The organism is Methanolobus sp. WCC1 (genome assembly GCF_045690315.1).
Taxonomy (GTDB): domain Archaea; phylum Halobacteriota; class Methanosarcinia; order Methanosarcinales; family Methanosarcinaceae; genus Methanolobus; species Methanolobus tindarius.
Map to the genome: position 1 here is coordinate 616,462 of NZ_CP146979.1, position 17,616 is coordinate 634,077.

Sequence of the window (17,616 nt, forward strand, 5' to 3'; positions counted from 1 at the left end):
ATTACTTATTTTATCTGTTTTTATTTTTTGAATTTTTCTCACTGATAATTCACAAAATACTTATTTGTTGAAAATCCTAAGAATGTAAAGACTGTGAGGTTTTACATGAGCAAGGATCTTGTCAGGAAAATATTTGATAAGCATTTGGAGCACGATTGTTTTTTTGATAAAAAGATGCTAAATGTTGCTGTAGAGTCTTCTTCTTTGACATTCAATACTCTCCCTAACAAGACTATAAGGTTAATTCACTTTAAAAAAGAGATAAATCCTTCCCGCCTGGGTATAATTCTGGGAGTTGGAAAAAGTACCATTACTTCAACGATTGATACTCTTGAGAAAAATGGTCTGGTAGTAAGGAATAATGACCCGAATGATATGAGAAAACAACTTATATCTTTAACTGATGCCGGGGAAGACTATCATTCCGAACTTATGGATATGATCACTGAACGTGTTTCTTCTATTTCTGATTCGTATGGTATGAGTGAATCTGATCTCGTTGAATATTACGATCACCTGTCTCAAATGGTATCAATTTTAAACAAATATATTTTTGAAACCTAATTTCTTTTCATCGGATTCCCTGATTCCTTTGTCATATTTTTTTTCTTGTTCTGATGTATAGATCACATTTTGTCACTAGATTTATTTTACGTTTAATGATTACAATTAAGTGTAATTACTTTTTGCAAATATCTATATTCCTGAGTGTTGTATGTACTTTTGGTACAGATATAAGTCGATTAGCTTAAATATTAGTTCATATATGAACTATATTGCAATTTTAATTGTTTTAAATCAACTAATATTGAGTAGTGGTGGAATGAATACAAATAATATGTCAAAAAGAGTATTTTCCTTATCCTTGCTGATGCTTGTGATGCTCATCTTAACAGCATCTTCTGCTTCAGCAACTGATTCAGGAGTCAGTGATGTTGTCAGGACTCTTCCTGATTCTGTCACGCCGGAAACTGAATTTACAGTTGTATTGGAAATCGAAGGAGATTCTCCATTAGTTGTTGGTATTGTAGAGAACATCCCTTCAGGTCTGTCTTTCCCGGCAGATGATGGAGATATCAGTTCATCATGTGATTTTACGGTGGATCGTGATAACATGACAATTGCATTTTCCGCAATAGACGTTAACACGATAAGCTACACGCTGGTCTCTTCCTCAACTGGATTTTATGATTTTTCAGGTGAATGGGTAGATCTTCTTTATCAGGATGTAGAGATTGATGTTCTTGCAAATCGTCTGGAACCAATAAGTGGAGATAGTGTTTTTGAAGTAGCAGAAAGCTCCGGGACAGGTACTGGTTCAGGTAGCAATTCCGGTAGTGGTTCTTCAGGAAGCAGCACTGGTTGCAGCTTACAAACAATTCCTGCAAATGAGACTGAATCGCCAGAAGTTGTTACAATTGATCTGAAAGCAGCATCTGAGGGTGAAGAAGATGTTCTTAAGAGCACAGATGATTCAGATAGCTCTGGAGGTGTTGATGGTACTGAAAGCTCTGCTGATGCCGCTGCAGAAAGCAATGAAGGGGTAGAAAGCTCTGCTAATTCCACTCCTGGTTTTAGTAGTACATTAAGCTGCTTTGCATTTGTTCTGTCTCTGGCAGTCGTTGGTACCAGGAGAAGAAGGTGATAATTATGTCTGCAAATAATGTTTTTGTAAGATCGGCTCAGATCCTTATGATTATTTCATCCGTTTTTGCTATAATGTGTCTGCCGGCAGCGGCAGTTTATGAAAATGAAATTCCGTGTGATGCTAATGGCAATGAGATCCTGGCTGAAGAGGAACTATCTGCTGCAATTTGCGATCTTATGCTTGGTTCCGGTGAGCTTTCTCTTGATGATGTAGGTGATGCAGCTTATGTTTATACTTACTGGGACGGTGAACCTTTGACTATTACTGATCACTATAACAGTAGAGAAGTGACTCTTTACCGACCTGTAGAAAGGATAGCACTGGCTTCTACACCTTCTGTGAGGATAATTGCTTCACTTGGTGCCGCTGACAGAGTTGTCGGTGTTTATCAGAACATAATAGATGACGATGGTTTGCTGGTAACCAGAGCTTATCCTGAACTTCGTGATCTTCCCTCTATTGGATCAGGTTCTACTCCTAATGCCGAAGCTATAGTGGATATTGAGCCTGATGTTGTATTCTATTCTGCGGCAAGTACGGCTGCAGATTTGCAGGATAGTACGGGTATTCCGGTTGTTGCTTTAAGCGCTACTTTTGGTCTGGATTTTGATGAAGAGGCAGGTGCTTATGATGTATGGAGGCTTGCAGGCAAAATCATTGGTGAAGAAGACAGGGCTGAAGAACTTGTGAGTTATGCTGAAGATCATGTAGATTCAATATCCTCTATGTCCTCTTCCATTGCAACAGAAGACAAGCTCAATGCTTACATCGCAACCGGTGGAAGTAATGAGATTATCAAGTGTGCACCAACTTATTATGCACTGGAAATTGCAGGTGGTAATAATGTAGCAACAGGCCAGCCTTCAAGCTGGGGTTCAGCCACGGTTACAAAAGAGCAGATAATCGCATGGGATCCGGAAGTTATTTTCATAAGGTATTATCAGGTAGACCAGTCTCTGGATAAGGATACTGTCCTTGATGATGATACTCTTGTTGATGTATCAGCTGTTGATCAGTCTAAAGTATACTACATACGAGGTTCTTCTAATGGAATGGATCCAGCAATTGCAATGGCTGATGCTTATCGCATGGTTAAGCTGATGTACCCTGATGAGTCTGAAAATATTGATGTGGAAGCTGAGGGTAATGCAATATATAAGGAATTCTACGGTGAAGATGACCTGTATACAGAAATGCTCGATGATTTCGGGGTATTTGAGCGCTGGAATGCTGTGGTATATTAAAATATGGACTTCGAATTAATTTGTGAAGGTCGGGTAATCTGATATCGAAGCTGTGTTTGTCATAAGTTCAAGTGATGACTGATATATGTGGTAAACACAGCAAATTTTTTAACGAGTGAATATATATGGCATCTTCTCAGGAAAATGTAAGTTCTGTTCATGCTATTAAAAATGATTATCAAAAAACAAGAAAAAGAAAAGTCATCATTATTGGTTTTTTATTTTTTCTGTTGATTGCTATTGTGGGATTTGCCTCTACTATAGGGGTTATAAATTTCTCAATTACTGAGGTCTATCATACAATATTTGATCACTTTTTTCCAGGATATTTTCAGGTAAGTGGAAAAGCAGAGAGGGTTGTCTGGAATATTAGGCTTCCAAGGGTCTGTCTTGGAATTCTTTCAGGTATTGGTCTTGGGCTTGCAGGTGCGGTAATGCAGGGGATTCTAAGAAATCCATTGGCTTCTCCATATACGCTGGGAATCTCCTCTGCTTCTGGTTTTGGTGCTGCGGTGGCAATTACACTCGGTTCCGGTTTACTGGATGGTGAATATCTTATCATCGGAAATGCGTTTGCAGGTGCACTCATCTCTTCCATTGTGGTTCTCGCACTTTCCGGGAAAAAGGGTACCAGTCCTGAAACAATGCTACTTGCAGGTATTGCAATGATGTTCCTTTTTTCATCAAGTGTTGCATTGCTCCAGTATTTTGCAAGTGATGAAGCAGCAAAAGAAGTTACTTTCTGGCTTATTGGCAGCCTGTCCTATGCTGATTGGGACAAAGTAAAAGTAATATTTATTGTACTGGTCCTTACGGTTCCTTTGCTTATGTGGAAAGCACGGGATCTCAATATAATCATTGCAGGTGATGATACTGCAAAAAGCCTGGGTCTGAATGTTCCAAAGATCAGAGTTATGTTAATGGTGCTTGCTTCTTTACTAACTGCCAGCATTGTTTGTTTCACAGGTACGATAGGATTCATTGGTCTTGTGGCACCACACATAACCCGTATGATAATCGGAGGTGATAATCGCTTTGTATTTCCTGTATCTGCTTTGGTCGGGGGAGTTTTACTCTCTGTTGCAGATATCGTTGCAATAACTGTGATGTCTCCGATTATATTGCCCATCGGAATAGTCACTTCGTATATGGGTGTTCCACTGTTTATGTATTTGATAGTCAGGAAAAGAAAGGATTACTGGTGAATATGGTTTTGGAGTTGAAACTAATATGAGAATGATCTTGCAGGGTGTCAGTTTTGATTATTCCAGTTCTTCTGTGTTAAAGGATGTTAATATGGAATTGCATCCGGGTGAGATTCTGGGAATCATCGGGCCCAATGGTGCCGGGAAGTCAACACTTATCAAATGCATTGACAGAATTCTGGATCCGCAAGGATCTGTGATGCTTAATGGTTCTGATATGGGTAAAATGGATCGTATGGATGTTGCAAAATGTATTGCTTATGTCCCACAGTCTCCTGATATCTCATTCCCGACTACCGTGCTGGATACTGTTCTTATGGGCAGGAGACCACATTCTTCATGGAATTTTTCCCAAAATGACATTGATAAGGCGTTGAATGCTCTTGATATGTTGAATATTTCTGATCTTGCAATGAGGGATTTTGCCGAGATCAGTGGAGGCCAGCAGCAAAGAGTATTTATTGCCCGTGCAATTGCCCAGGAAACTGGTATTATGCTGTTGGATGAGCCTACAAGCAGTCTTGACATCAAGTATCAGATGTCCCTGATGGAGATTCTGAAAAAGCTGGTGGAAGAGCTTGATATTTCAGTGGTCATGGCTATTCATGATTTGAATATGGCAGTCCGCTATTCTAACCGCCTTCTTCTGATGTCAGATGGAAGGATTGTAGCTGCCGGAGAACCTCTGGATGTTCTGAATGAGAATAACATGAGGGTACACTATGGTGTTGAAGCTGTGGCTAAAAGTGAGAATGGTGTTCCTTACATTGTCCCTCTGAAACTGGTTTAGAATTGTTTTCTTAATTATAATTTGAGAAAAAAGTGTACAAAAACATGTTTTTATACGCAACATTAATATGTTAGTGTGTTATCTGTTAGTTGCTTCTTTTGCGGGGGTTGCCCAGCCTGGCCAAAGGCGCAGGGCTTAGGACCATATTCATAGGGCTTCATAGCATTTCTATGAAAAATAGATGTCTTTTTGCGTAATATTAATATGTGAGCAATATATTTAATGACTATTCTTTTGTGCGGGGGTTGCCCAGCTTGGCCAAAGGCGATGGGCTTAGGACCCATTCTCGTAGGAGTTCGTGCGTTCGAATCGCACCTCCCGCATCATTTACTATGTTATGATGGTTTTGATTTTGAATGTGAGGATTCTGTCCTGCATTTTATCTAGGTAACCTATTTCAATCCTTGTTATAATGGATCTTGATTTAGAATTGCATATTACAAAGTTCGGCATAAGTTGGGATTTCGGTTTCAATCCTTGTTTTAGTGGATCTTGATTTTGAATGTTCTTAATTTTGTACTATCATCTAGTTCTAATCTAGTTTCAATCCTTGTTTTAGTGGATCTTGATTTTGAATCCCCTCGCTATAGCTTGTTATAGGCACAGAGATTGAGTTTCAATCCTTGTTTTAGTGGATCTTGATTTTGAATACGTACTGGATTCAACCCTGATCAGCTCTTACAATGGTTTCAATCCTTGTTTTAGTGGATCTTGATTTTGAATAGGCAACAATGAAGACCTCGTTATAAAGTATTATTTGTTTCAATCCTTGTTTTAGTGGATCTTGATTTTGAATGCGGCAAGTAGTAATTTTGGTGACGTTGAAATATGTTTCAATCCTTGTTTTAGTGGATCTTGATTTTGAATACAGAATCTATTTTCTGTTGCTTTCTTTTTTCTCTGTTTCAATCCTTGTTTTAGTGGATCTTGATTTTGAATCCCATAAGTTCAGTGAGAGAAACTCCACCCTTCACGTTTCAATCCTTGTTTTAGTGGATCTTGATTTTGAATCGTTAGAAATAATTCAAGTGCTAAAGGAGAAGTATGTTTCAATCCTTGTTTTAGTGGATCTTGATTTTGAATCATTACAAAGACATTCCTAAGAATGGTAAGTGCGTAAGTTTCAATCCTTGTTTTAGTGGATCTTGATTTTGAATAGGCTGAATTTGCCCGTTCTTGTACCATTTGTAGGTTTCAATCCTTGTTTTAGTGGATCTTGATTTTGAATAACCGACTACAACGCCCGACAAATCTCTTTTAGAAGTTTCAATCCTTGTTTTAGTGGATCTTGATTTTGAATTTGGCAGTCTGTGTCTTCGTAGCAGTCTATTACAGTTTCAATCCTTGTTTTAGTGGATCTTGATTTTGAATTCCTATATACCGCTCTTTATCCGTTTCAAGACGTCGTTTCAATCCTTGTTTTAGTGGATCTTGATTTTGAATTCATACCTCTATTTCCTCTATATCCTCTATGTAATTGTTTCAATCCTTGTTTTAGTGGATCTTGATTTTGAATTCATACCTCTATTTCCTCTATATCCTCTATGTAATTGTTTCAATCCTTGTTTTAGTGGATCTTGATTTTGAATCTTGTATAAGATCAAGATTGGCTGATCAGGTATCGTATAGTTTCAATCCTTGTTTTAGTGGATCTTGATTTTGAATGCAGGGATATTTGGCTTATGTGTATGGGTAGCTATGTTTCAATCCTTGTTTTAGTGGATCTTGATTTTGAATCGTCAGTATGCAATTTTGCATGATCCTATTACTCTGTTTCAATCCTTGTTTTAGTGGATCTTGATTTTGAATAGGATTGATTCTTAATACTCCTGCAAAAACAAAAGCGTTTCAATCCTTGTTTTAGTGGATCTTGATTTTGAATAGCAATAGCCAGTGGAAGCGAGACTGGATATGAGCGTTTCAATCCTTGTTTTAGTGGATCTTGATTTTGAATCCATGTAAGCACCTCTAAAAAATATGTATAACACCGCTGTTTCAATCCTTGTTTTAGTGGATCTTGATTTTGAATACTAAGACGCATAGTTGTGTCCCTGGCTACATCTAGTTTCAATCCTTGTTTTAGTGGATCTTGATTTTGAATCTACATGATCCTACTGGACCACTTGAAACACAATGTTTCAATCCTTGTTTTAGTGGATCTTGATTTTGAATAAACATCGCAATATCCTCGTACATTAGCCATTTTAAGTTTCAATCCTTGTTTTAGTGGATCTTGATTTTGAATAAACCCTGTAGCCAAAACTTTAGGGTAACCTGTTTTTGGTTTCAATCCTTGTTTTAGTGGATCTTGATTTTGAATTTAGCTTTCTTCAAATCGTAACTCATCCTATCACCCAGTTTCAATCCTTGTTTTAGTGGATCTTGATTTTGAATGCAATATAGTAACGGATGCTCTCGGAGGGCAGCAGTTTCAATCCTTGTTTTAGTGGATCTTGATTTTGAATTCCCCATTCACATTTCCATAGAGCGAGACTTCAGAGTTTCAATCCTTGTTTTAGTGGATCTTGATTTTGAATCGTATCAATAGCGGCAGGAGAGGTAAGCTTTAACATCAGTTTCAATCCTTGTTTTAGTGGATCTTGATTTTGAATAATTGCAAAATGTGAGAAGAGACAAGGGCTATATGAGTTTCAATCCTTGTTTTAGTGGATCTTGATTTTGAATAGATCCCACATTCAATTCTGCCACAGACCCTGCAAGTTTCAATCCTTGTTTTAGTGGATCTTGATTTTGAATCCGCATCGTTCGCATACGAATGGAATACACCACCTCTGTTTCAATCCTTGTTTTAGTGGATCTTGATTTTGAATAAAAAAGGCGACTCAGTAAAAGTATTACTGTTAGAGTTTCAATCCTTGTTTTAGTGGATCTTGATTTTGAATGTGGTTTCTCTTGTTGGTCTTTCAAAAACTAACTTGTTTCAATCCTTGTTTTAGTGGATCTTGATTTTGAATGACATAACATGCCAGGAAGAACTTTATTCTAATGGGTTTCAATCCTTGTTTTAGTGGATCTTGATTTTGAATGTGTGATTTTTGACCTGTCAAGATTAAGAAGAGGAAGTTTCAATCCTTGTTTTAGTGGATCTTGATTTTGAATCTGGTGTATATCGTGTTGGTGGACATTTTATTGTCAAGTTTCAATCCTTGTTTTAGTGGATCTTGATTTTGAATTGTCATTACTCTTAAACAGTCGTCAAGCGATTGAACCGGTTTCAATCCTTGTTTTAGTGGATCTTGATTTTGAATCTTTCTTCGCCTTCGAACTGATAGATACCAGATGCGAGTTTCAATCCTTGTTTTAGTGGATCTTGATTTTGAATCATCAGTAAGCAAATGGGACTTAGGACCCTGAAATACAGTTTCAATCCTTGTTTTAGTGGATCTTGATTTTGAATTTTTCCTCTATTTCCTCTATGTCAGGGAAATAATAGTTTCAATCCTTGTTTTAGTGGATCTTGATTTTGAATGGAGCTACTAATGTCCGTCATGGAAATGACGGTGAGTTTCAATCCTTGTTTTAGTGGATCTTGATTTTGAATTACAGGCAGTAGATACTCTTTGTAAGTTCCTTATGGAGTTTCAATCCTTGTTTTAGTGGATCTTGATTTTGAATTCGGCCTTACAATAATAACTGTGGCCGGGGGTGCAGCATTGTTTCAATCCTTGTTTTAGTGGATCTTGATTTTGAATTTGAATCCAACGGAGCAATTGACCTAAATACGCAGTTTCAATCCTTGTTTTAGTGGATCTTGATTTTGAATATGAGCATTGGAACAGCAACAGCAAAAGAATATACTTTGTTTCAATCCTTGTTTTAGTGGATCTTGATTTTGAATAGTACATGGTGATAAGATGGCAGATATCACAATTGATAAGTTTCAATCCTTGTTTTAGTGGATCTTGATTTTGAATTTGTTCACTTTGTCCCCGGGGATTACTACAGAATGACGTTTCAATCCTTGTTTTAGTGGATCTTGATTTTGAATACATTAACAATACAATTCTTACAGGAAAAGGACACTGTTTCAATCCTTGTTTTAGTGGATCTTGATTTTGAATTTGGTGACAAAGCAGTTGAGGAACTTGACAAAATGTTTCAATCCTTGTTTTAGTGGATCTTGATTTTGAATCCTTGTCAGGAAGCTTTTTATTTTTGACATAGTTGGTTTCAATCCTTGTTTTAGTGGATCTTGATTTTGAATGGTAATATTCGCTACACAGCGCCCTCAGAGCGTGGAGTTTCAATCCTTGTTTTAGTGGATCTTGATTTTGAATCGTTTTATAATGTACATGATTGTACATTTTGCTACTATTTTTAGTTTCAATCCTTGTTTTAGTGGATCTTGATTTTGAATTACATTTGTGAAAGCTCCTGGAGTGGTCGCTGAAAGAGTTTCAATCCTTGTTTTAGTGGATCTTGATTTTGAATATTCATTAATCAAGTGTTGGGGTTCTAATATGAAACGTTTCAATCCTTGTTTTAGTGGATCTTGATTTTGAATAAAATAAGCTCTGTATCTCTATTCATGTCTATATCAAGTTTCAATCCTTGTTTTAGTGGATCTTGATTTTGAATGAAACAACTGGACAAGTAGGAAAGTACATGCTTTCTGGTTTCAATCCTTGTTTTAGTGGATCTTGATTTTGAATGGTGTTTTGAGGAAAGGAAGTGTTAAAAAAATGACAGAGTTTCAATCCTTGTTTTAGTGGATCTTGATTTTGAATGGGATAATGCAACGCAAAGATTTTACAGTAAGAAAGTTTCAATCCTTGTTTTAGTGGATCTTGATTTTGAATAACGCTTGTTCCAAGGTCAAAGATAAACCATGACAGTTTCAATCCTTGTTTTAGTGGATCTTGATTTTGAATAGGAGAGTTTAAAAATGCCAAAAAATCCAAATATAAAGTTTCAATCCTTGTTTTAGTGGATCTTGATTTTGAATATTCACCTTACACTACTATACACGAACATCTAATAGTTTCAATCCTTGTTTTAGTGGATCTTGATTTTGAATTCCTTAGACCAAAGCACAACACCTTCGTACAGCCGAGTTTCAATCCTTGTTTTAGTGGATCTTGATTTTGAATTTGCATTGTTAGATGTTGTGATGTTGGCATATACAGTTTCAATCCTTGTTTTAGTGGATCTTGATTTTGAATTTGCATTGTTAGATGTTGTGATGTTGGCATATACAGTTTCAATCCTTGTTTTAGTGGATCTTGATTTTGAATATCCTGAGATAGTTTTTTCCCGTCTGTCGTAAAATCGTTTCAATCCTTGTTTTAGTGGATCTTGATTTTGAATGCGACTTTTCCTGCAAGCAGTGATAGATAATCTTCTTGTTTCAATCCTTGTTTTAGTGGATCTTGATTTTGAATATGTAATTCATATACTCTTGGTATGTACCTTCACAAAGTTTCAATCCTTGTTTTAGTGGATCTTGATTTTGAATAATATGATAATAAAAAATCTATGAAAAAAACTATATATTGTTTCAATCCTTGTTTTAGTGGATCTTGATTTTGAATTCATCAACTTGAAAGGTACAATATACTCTAATAATTGTTTCAATCCTTGTTTTAGTGGATCTTGATTTTGAATCTGGATGGAGATCATGATTCAAATAATGATACTTTCGTTTCAATCCTTGTTTTAGTGGATCTTGATTTTGAATAATCTCATTAGAGCTTTAGACACACAACAAATTAACGTTTCAATCCTTGTTTTAGTGGATCTTGATTTTGAATCACATTCATTGTGCAAGATGTAATCGGAAGTTCACAGGTTTCAATCCTTGTTTTAGTGGATCTTGATTTTGAATAAGAACATTTTCAGGGAAACATTGATATTGAAAATAGTTTCAATCCTTGTTTTAGTGGATCTTGATTTTGAATAATATATACACTGTTGTCAGCACCAACCTTGGCGTTGTTTCAATCCTTGTTTTAGTGGATCTTGATTTTGAATGAAACCATCATTGAAAACGCAGAGGGAGACGATGCGGTTTCAATCCTTGTTTTAGTGGATCTTGATTTTGAATGTTAATGCCATATATGTTAATATGGTTTAATGTTATTGTTTCAATCCTTGTTTTAGTGGATCTTGATTTTGAATAAATCATCCAATCTTTATTATCCAGAGTCCATGTGTTTCAATCCTTGTTTTAGTGGATCTTGATTTTGAATTGAAACAAAAAACAAATTTCCACAATGCCCAGCTTGTTTCAATCCTTGTTTTAGTGGATCTTGATTTTGAATCTGTCTTTCATCACAAGTAGAACCCCAAGCACTATGTTTCAATCCTTGTTTTAGTGGATCTTGATTTTGAATATTCACCATTTGCAGAAGTCATAAAAAGAGTTGAGTAGTTTCAATCCTTGTTTTAGTGGATCTTGATTTTGAATGCACTGGAATATTATTGTTATAATGCAGATAATCTAAAGTTTCAATCCTTGTTTTAGTGGATCTTGATTTTGAATTCTCCAAATATCAATTGTATATCTGATAATGAGTGGTTTCAATCCTTGTTTTAGTGGATCTTGATTTTGAATATTATCTGCATTATAACAATAATATTCCAGTGCAGGTTTCAATCCTTGTTTTAGTGGATCTTGATTTTGAATCACGGCAAAGAAGATGTAGGACATGCTTGGTACTCCGGTTTCAATCCTTGTTTTAGTGGATCTTGATTTTGAATGCACCAGACCAATCATAGTTAGTCCCATCAGCAAGTTTCAATCCTTGTTTTAGTGGATCTTGATTTTGAATTCATCAACTTGAAAGGTACAATATACTCTAATAATTGTTTCAATCCTTGTTTTAGTGGATCTTGATTTTGAATTGTGATATCTTAGTGACATATCCAAGAGTTTTCTGAAGTTTCAATCCTTGTTTTAGTGGATCTTGATTTTGAATAATATTATTGGAAGTGGTTTTAATTGAAATTGGAATAGTTTCAATCCTTGTTTTAGTGGATCTTGATTTTGAATAGCGCAAATATTTCCTGTTATTAGCAAAATAAACCTTTAAATTGCTTCTTTCAGAACACGCTAATTCTTGTTGCAAAATTATTGAACTCCTTATAAGTATAAGATAACTATGTCATGCACATATATTTCTGTAGCAACAATCAATACATTTGTTCTTTGATTTTGTTGCTTGTGGGTATTTTCCTTTGTCAACTATCTGTATAATGTCTTTGATGATGTCATTAGCCTTTTTGAAATCTGATAACTTAAAAGCTAATTCCTTAATCATACTGTTACTACGAGTATAGCAGATATATCCTTTTTGAACTTCTATGTTGTAATTCTCTTTTATCAACAATGCCTGTAGAACAAGTTGATATTTGTAAGTTGAGAATACCTTATCTTTATATTCTGCAAACTTATATTCCAAAGGAGCAGCAGTATTATCTTCTAAAAAAAGTACTTCATCCACTATTCCTTTTATGTGGTGGGCTTTGGAAACGACATAGACTTCGGATTCTTTGCTAATACAGTTTAGTTTCTTCCTCACATATTCTCTGTTTGTCATTTGCCGCTTTTTATGAACATCTCTTCCTTTGATGACCTTGAATCTGTTTTCTTCATGTTGAGGTATATCCAGGCAGTACATAAAATAGATAAATCTGGGGCAGAATAGATATTCCAGCACGTCTGAAATAGTAATTATTGTAGAACTTTCACTTTCTAGCTCTTCCATGATATCCTCAGAAGAAAGTTGTTAATACTTCATCACTAACAAGCTCTTTATCAAAAGCCTGTCCTATCAGTTTGACCTTTCTGAATGATTCATCATCCATTGGGAAAATATAAACTGAATCTACTTCTGGGTCTATTAGATCTTCACATTCAATTGCAAGAGAATCCCTTTGGTTTGCATTGAGATCGCCCAGAAAGACACTTTTTTGAACCCTGTAAAGGCCATAGTTCTTGCATTTATCACTGACTTTTTTTCTGATTGGATCATCAGCAATGTCATATATTACCCACACTAACATTTCTTCACCTTTTCATTTGATAAGTGAATTAGCTATTTTATGACAATCACTTTGTATTGTATTTCTGATTTTGATATTCCTGCCATGATAGCTGATACTCTGGTCTAAAACCTCGTTAAGCGCTTGGATAAGCACAGCTTTACCATCTTTGTTAAGGCTCAGGCCATTGGGGATGCTGTTAAAATAATCCTCTTTGATCTTTCTTTTTGAGAATAGGTTGACCACGGTCCTGTCAACATGGATTCGATACATCTCTATAAGGTCAAATACAAGTGATTTCTTGTTGTAGTTATCAGTATGTATGAATCCCACATAAGGGTCAAGTCCTGAGAGGATACAGGCTTTTTCTACCATTGAATAAAGGACACCATATCCATAATTAAGCAAACAGTTAAATTCATCGACTGCAGGATTTCTGCTTCTTCCTTCAAATTTCCATTTTTCAGGCGTAATATAGCTAAGTGCATTAAAATAATGTCTTGAAGACATACCTTCTATTCCCAAGATGCTTCCTCTTGCTTCATCGAGAAGCCCGTCAAGTTCAAGGAGCTTATCCTTCATTGCTTCTATATTTGTAATATACTCGTCAAGTTCATTCCTTTTTTCAGGTCGGTTCTTTTTGAGGTCCTTTAAGAATTCGATCTGATTGTTGATTTTTACCTCTATCCAACCTTTTGCAAGGTCAAAGCCTTTCTCTTTGTCTGCGATTTCAAGTTGTTTTCTACGAATAAGTACGGTACTTCCTAATTTGGAATGCCATACTCTTCCATATGGGTCACCAAAATGGTCTAGAAACACTATGTCAATGTTATTTTCAACAGCAAACTTGATGGCATCAGTTGTAATAGTTGCTGATGTGGTTATAAGGATGCTTTCAACTTTGTTGGCAGAGACTTCGAACACTTTGTCTTCGTTCTTGACAAGAAAACAGTTCTGTTGTTTTTTGAGATATGATCCACGTGAATTGATTACAAGTTGCATTTTTTCACCGTCCCAAAACCACGTGATACTGATTTGCCTAATCCCAGATAGTCTGGGATCTGGAAGTTTGTGAAAAAGGAGCCTTTGAATGCAAGTATCTCGTTTCCTTTCAGACTTGAACGACGCGCTTTGAGTTCTGTATGACATTTGATTCTTTCAGGAACTTGGTAATTCAGAGATTTTGACATGGAAAGCATGTTACCTGTTAGATTCCTGTTGAGTAGTTCTGCTTGTTGTTCTTTATCAGAAGAAAGGTATTTTCTGTGATTATGTTGGTTAAGTGCGAACCAGGGCGTTACAAAATCGTATTTGATCAGTTTTTCTGAAATTCCAAAATCTTCTTTTTTGTAGTTTATTCCACGCTCTACAATTTCATATTCATTGCCATTAAGGTTGATTTTGTCATATTCGTCATATATTTCTTTGAGCACTTCTGCACCATCGTTTATTCCAATAACAGTGGGTGTTTGACCTATCATTTTGTATTGGACCATTGGGTACTGGTAGATGAATTTATCAGTGTTATGTTGGTGTAATAGGTTGTATTCGTTGAACTTGGTGGCAAAGAAGCCTCTAAGCTGTGCACCGGATCCTTTGATGGGGTGGGTGGAGGTGAGGGTTAATCTAAAAATCTTCAATTCTATCAAAAAATCAATGCTCCTTCTTCTTTTGCTATAAATCCGGTTTCTTTATTGTACCATTCATTCAGCATTTCAAGTGAAACATAACTAATTTCGGTATTAGAATCAACTAAAGATGGTGCTTTATCTTTTGGAACAGAAATTACATACTCATAGAATTGCTTTTTAAAATTCAAGAATATATTTTTCCGTTCAAGTGAGTTCTTGATTTCACGAAGTGCTTTGAATTGCTGCCAAATATCATGGGCATTATCATCAATTTCAATGAATACATCTGCTTTTTCATAATCATTTTCAATCAGATGGAAATTTTCCTTGATGTAATCAAAACGCATATTATGTAAGGCATCAAGTATTTCTTTTGCTTCATCTGCACTTTGAGTTTCTTTTATCTTTTTGAAATACTCATTGTTTAGTTCCAAAAACTCCTTTTCTTCGATGATACCAGTTCCATCTAAAGTTTCTTTGGTTTTATCAATCAGAAAGGTGGAATAGATATATTTGTAGTATTCCTTTCTTTCATCTTTGAGAATGAATACTTTTACTTCTCCCTTCTTTTTGGTATCGAAGTTTCTGTTGCATCTTCCTGCAACTTGGTTAATGGAGTCCAAAGTACTCATGTCTCTATAAACCACATCAACATCAATGTCAACACCCGCTTCTATTAATTGAGTGCTTACTATTACTCTCCGCTTTTTAGTGTTCTTTATTTGTTTAATTTTTTCAAGGCGTTCTTTTGGAGTTATATGTGTTGAGAGATAAAAGTAGTCAATGGATTCTTTTTTCGGAGATGTGAGGTGCTCATATACTTTTTTACTTGCATTGATGGTGTTTAAAACGATTAAAAAATCATTATTTTCCATCGTTTCAATGTCTAATCTGACCTTTTCCTTGAAATCATCTAACCTCATAGGTTCAGGTAAGTACTGAAGGCTAATTCGATCAAATTTGGAAAAATACTCATTCTTATTCTTTGCAAGTTCAACAATTTCACCTTCATTTTCATTAAAAATAAGAGGTTGTGTTGCAGTGACAAAGACAAAATATGTGTTTAGATGCTTGGATAATGATATAATAAGTTCTTTAAAAAGTAGCCAATACTTATGTGGAATAGATTGAACTTCATCGAGAATAACAATGGAATTAGCAATGCTGTGGAATTTTCTTAATGACCTATTTCTATTCGAAATCAGTGTATGGAAAAACTGTACGAATGTGGTGACAACTATTTCTGAATTCCAACCTTCAATTAATAAAAGTGCTTTATCTTCTTTAAACTCATCATCTTGAAATGTGTACTGAATATCTGACAAGTGGTGATGTTTCAATAGTGTAGATGTATCTGGTTCATCTCCATAAATTGTTTTAAAAACATCTTCGAATACCGAATAATTCTGATCAATTATACTCAAAAAAGGCAAACAGTATATTACTTTTGGAGAATAATTGAGTTCACTCTCTATCTTTTCTCTTAATTTTAATGACAATGAGAATGAAGTAAGTGTTTTTCCTGTGCCAGTTGGAACATTCAAAGAATAGATTCTATGATCAAGATTTATGTTCTTAATTTCATCTGTAACATCAAAATAGATTAGATTTCGAATGTTGTTCATTCCTTCCTCTGTATTATCCCATTTTTTAAATTTGCGATATTCATCTACTAATAATGGGCTAATCTTTGGTCGAGTAGACATGTTGAGACTTGCAGCATCTGTTTTATCTGAGTTCAAAAGAACTGAATACAAAAGTTGAAAGAGGATATAACTATATGTTGAACCTACAATTTTCAAGTGTTTTGCTAATTGCCTTTTGCTTTTTTTTATTTCTATGGACAATGCTTCTATTTGCTTCAAGAAATCATTGATATTTATGTCAGGTAAAAGTGATTGATAAACCTCATTAATTTGCTTTGAATCAATAGCTTCAGCTTGTTTTTTTAAATATTCAATATTTTCATCATCTAAAGCAAGCAATTCTAGAATAGGGTTATTCAAATTACCATGATGCCTTTTTACAGCTAAATATCCAAATAATGGTATGAAAAAAAGCTCCTCATTTTTTTCTTGAAGATGTTGTTTTAGTACATAGTAAGTAAAAACAGCAGAAATCAGTCCATGCCGAGTAAGAGGATTGTTCTTAAATTTTAATTTACGTTGTTCATCTGTTTCTCGTATATAATCTTGAAAATAATGTGTGGCTTTACCAAGGTCGTGGCAGGCACCAATGATATATGATATCTCTTCAAGAATATTTACATCTAAATTTTCAAAATTTAAATTCTTTGAATTAATAGTAATTCTACTAATATCTGCAACATTTTTAAGATGAATGTAGAGTGTTTTCTCGGGGTGAGAGAGTAGTTCATAAGAAGACAATTCTCTCACCATTATCAAGTTCCCAATACGTGTCAAATTTTGCAATGATGGGTTGACCATTGCGCTCAAAAGCTACTTTAGAGTATTCCAGTACAGTTCTATCCTCTGCCATTTCAATAGGTAAGGTTTCATGGAAATACTCGCCACCATTTTCATCAAACCTGATTTTTAAATTTGAATTTTGTTTGACTGGAATTGCAGAATCTATTCTTACAAAATCTTCGGTTCCATTTTTCAATTCTGAGCTGAATTCACCAACAAAAGCAAAATTTGCAATATGTTCACTAAGTCCAAGACAGGGGGTATAAAATGACTGATGTTGTGTAAGGTATGAATGCAGTTTTTCATATAATTCAGCTTCTTTATGGCTAAAATATATTCTAAACCTTGCATCTTTTAGAAGTTCAAAGCGTATTTGTGTACGGTTCTTTATTTTACTCATCACTAGTGCAGTTTTGGTGTCAATTAGATTTTCAGAAAGTCTAACCTTTTTTACTGGAGACAACAGTTTCACAGCAATATCAGCTTTATCTTTAGAGAAATAACTAAGATATTCTGTTTTATCAATACCAATAATTGCTGCAATTAAGCCACATATTGCAGTTCGTGGTGGTATGGAAAAAGTGAGTGGTGATGTGGTGGTATAATACTTCCTGAAATGAGCATATTCTCCCCACACATCGAATGCAAGTACTTTATCCACTTTA

The 17,616-nt window shown here is 35.2% G+C and carries 11 protein-coding genes, 1 tRNA gene and 1 CRISPR repeat array; of the genes, 6 read left to right on the plus strand and 6 right to left on the minus strand.

What is annotated here, in order from left to right; translation table 11 throughout:
• The first annotated feature begins 105 nt into the window (after positions 1-105).
• From V7O61_RS03155 to V7O61_RS03180, 6 genes are all read left to right on the plus strand, one after another.
• Complete coding sequence (locus V7O61_RS03155) at positions 106-564, plus strand: MarR family winged helix-turn-helix transcriptional regulator (protein WP_407282747.1); 459 nt, start codon at positions 106-108, stop codon at positions 562-564.
• A 259-nt stretch (positions 565-823) separates the two neighbouring features.
• Entirely contained in the window at positions 824-1,645 is an 822-nt protein-coding gene (locus V7O61_RS03160) for a hypothetical protein (protein WP_407282746.1), read from the plus strand.
• 5 nt (positions 1,646-1,650) lie between these two features.
• On the plus strand, positions 1,651-2,892 hold the full coding sequence (locus V7O61_RS03165) for an ABC transporter substrate-binding protein (RefSeq protein ID WP_407282745.1): 1,242 nt from the start codon (positions 1,651-1,653) through the stop codon (positions 2,890-2,892).
• 125 nt (positions 2,893-3,017) lie between these two features.
• Positions 3,018-4,097, plus strand: a complete 1,080-nt coding sequence (locus V7O61_RS03170) for a FecCD family ABC transporter permease (protein ID WP_407282744.1) — start codon at positions 3,018-3,020, stop codon at positions 4,095-4,097.
• Between the two features lie 25 nt (positions 4,098-4,122).
• Positions 4,123-4,887: an ABC transporter ATP-binding protein gene (locus tag V7O61_RS03175; RefSeq protein ID WP_407282743.1), complete on the plus strand. Its 765-nt coding sequence runs from the start codon at positions 4,123-4,125 to the stop codon at positions 4,885-4,887.
• Between the two features lie 238 nt (positions 4,888-5,125).
• Positions 5,126-5,210: transfer RNA gene (locus V7O61_RS03180), tRNA-Leu, on the plus strand.
• A 71-nt stretch (positions 5,211-5,281) separates the two neighbouring features.
• Positions 5,282-11,899: direct repeats of the CRISPR family, unit length 37 nt; unit sequence GTTTCAATCCTTGTTTTAGTGGATCTTGATTTTGAAT.
• A 112-nt stretch (positions 11,900-12,011) separates the two neighbouring features.
• Here the strand turns inward: V7O61_RS03180 and cas4 are convergent.
• Genes cas4 through cas5b form a run of 6 tightly spaced genes read right to left on the minus strand, consistent with a single transcriptional unit; the run spans position 12,012 to position 17,612 of the window.
• Positions 12,012-12,614, minus strand: coding sequence for a CRISPR-associated protein Cas4 (gene cas4, locus V7O61_RS03185; protein WP_023844489.1), 603 nt, complete (start codon positions 12,612-12,614; stop codon positions 12,012-12,014).
• Between the two features lie 7 nt (positions 12,615-12,621).
• Complete coding sequence (cas2, locus tag V7O61_RS03190) at positions 12,622-12,912, minus strand: CRISPR-associated endonuclease Cas2 (protein ID WP_023844488.1); 291 nt, start codon at positions 12,910-12,912, stop codon at positions 12,622-12,624.
• A 12-nt stretch (positions 12,913-12,924) separates the two neighbouring features.
• The gene (gene cas1 / locus V7O61_RS03195) at positions 12,925-13,893 is read right to left on the minus strand and encodes a CRISPR-associated endonuclease Cas1 (protein WP_407282742.1); all 969 of its coding nucleotides are present in this window, start codon (positions 13,891-13,893) and stop codon (positions 12,925-12,927) included.
• Positions 13,881-14,540: a CRISPR-associated endonuclease Cas6 gene (locus V7O61_RS03200; protein ID WP_407282741.1), complete on the minus strand. Its 660-nt coding sequence runs from the start codon at positions 14,538-14,540 to the stop codon at positions 13,881-13,883. Before V7O61_RS03200 ends, cas1 begins: the two co-directional genes overlap by 13 nt.
• Positions 14,537-16,909 (minus strand): CRISPR-associated helicase Cas3', encoded by a 2,373-nt coding sequence (gene cas3, locus V7O61_RS03205; protein WP_407282740.1) that lies wholly within the window; start codon positions 16,907-16,909, stop codon positions 14,537-14,539. The genes V7O61_RS03200 and cas3 overlap by 4 nt, the downstream gene beginning before the upstream one ends.
• Positions 16,896-17,612, minus strand: coding sequence for a type I-B CRISPR-associated protein Cas5b (gene cas5b, locus V7O61_RS03210; protein WP_407282739.1), 717 nt, complete (start codon positions 17,610-17,612; stop codon positions 16,896-16,898). The genes cas3 and cas5b overlap by 14 nt, the downstream gene beginning before the upstream one ends.
• Positions 17,613-17,616: the final 4 nt, after the last annotated feature.

Coding starts and splice junctions, on each gene's coding strand:
- cas1 (WP_407282742.1), bottom strand. CDS start 13,893: ATGCAACTTGTAATCAATTCACGTGGATCATATCTCAAAAAACAACAG.
- V7O61_RS03165 (WP_407282745.1), top strand. CDS start 1,651: ATGTCTGCAAATAATGTTTTTGTAAGATCGGCTCAGATCCTTATGATT.
- cas4 (WP_023844489.1), bottom strand. CDS start 12,614: ATGGAAGAGCTAGAAAGTGAAAGTTCTACAATAATTACTATTTCAGAC.
- V7O61_RS03175 (WP_407282743.1), top strand. CDS start 4,123: ATGAGAATGATCTTGCAGGGTGTCAGTTTTGATTATTCCAGTTCTTCT.
- V7O61_RS03170 (WP_407282744.1), top strand. CDS start 3,018: ATGGCATCTTCTCAGGAAAATGTAAGTTCTGTTCATGCTATTAAAAAT.
- cas2 (WP_023844488.1), bottom strand. CDS start 12,912: ATGTTAGTGTGGGTAATATATGACATTGCTGATGATCCAATCAGAAAA.
- V7O61_RS03155 (WP_407282747.1), top strand. CDS start 106: ATGAGCAAGGATCTTGTCAGGAAAATATTTGATAAGCATTTGGAGCAC.
- V7O61_RS03160 (WP_407282746.1), top strand. CDS start 824: ATGAATACAAATAATATGTCAAAAAGAGTATTTTCCTTATCCTTGCTG.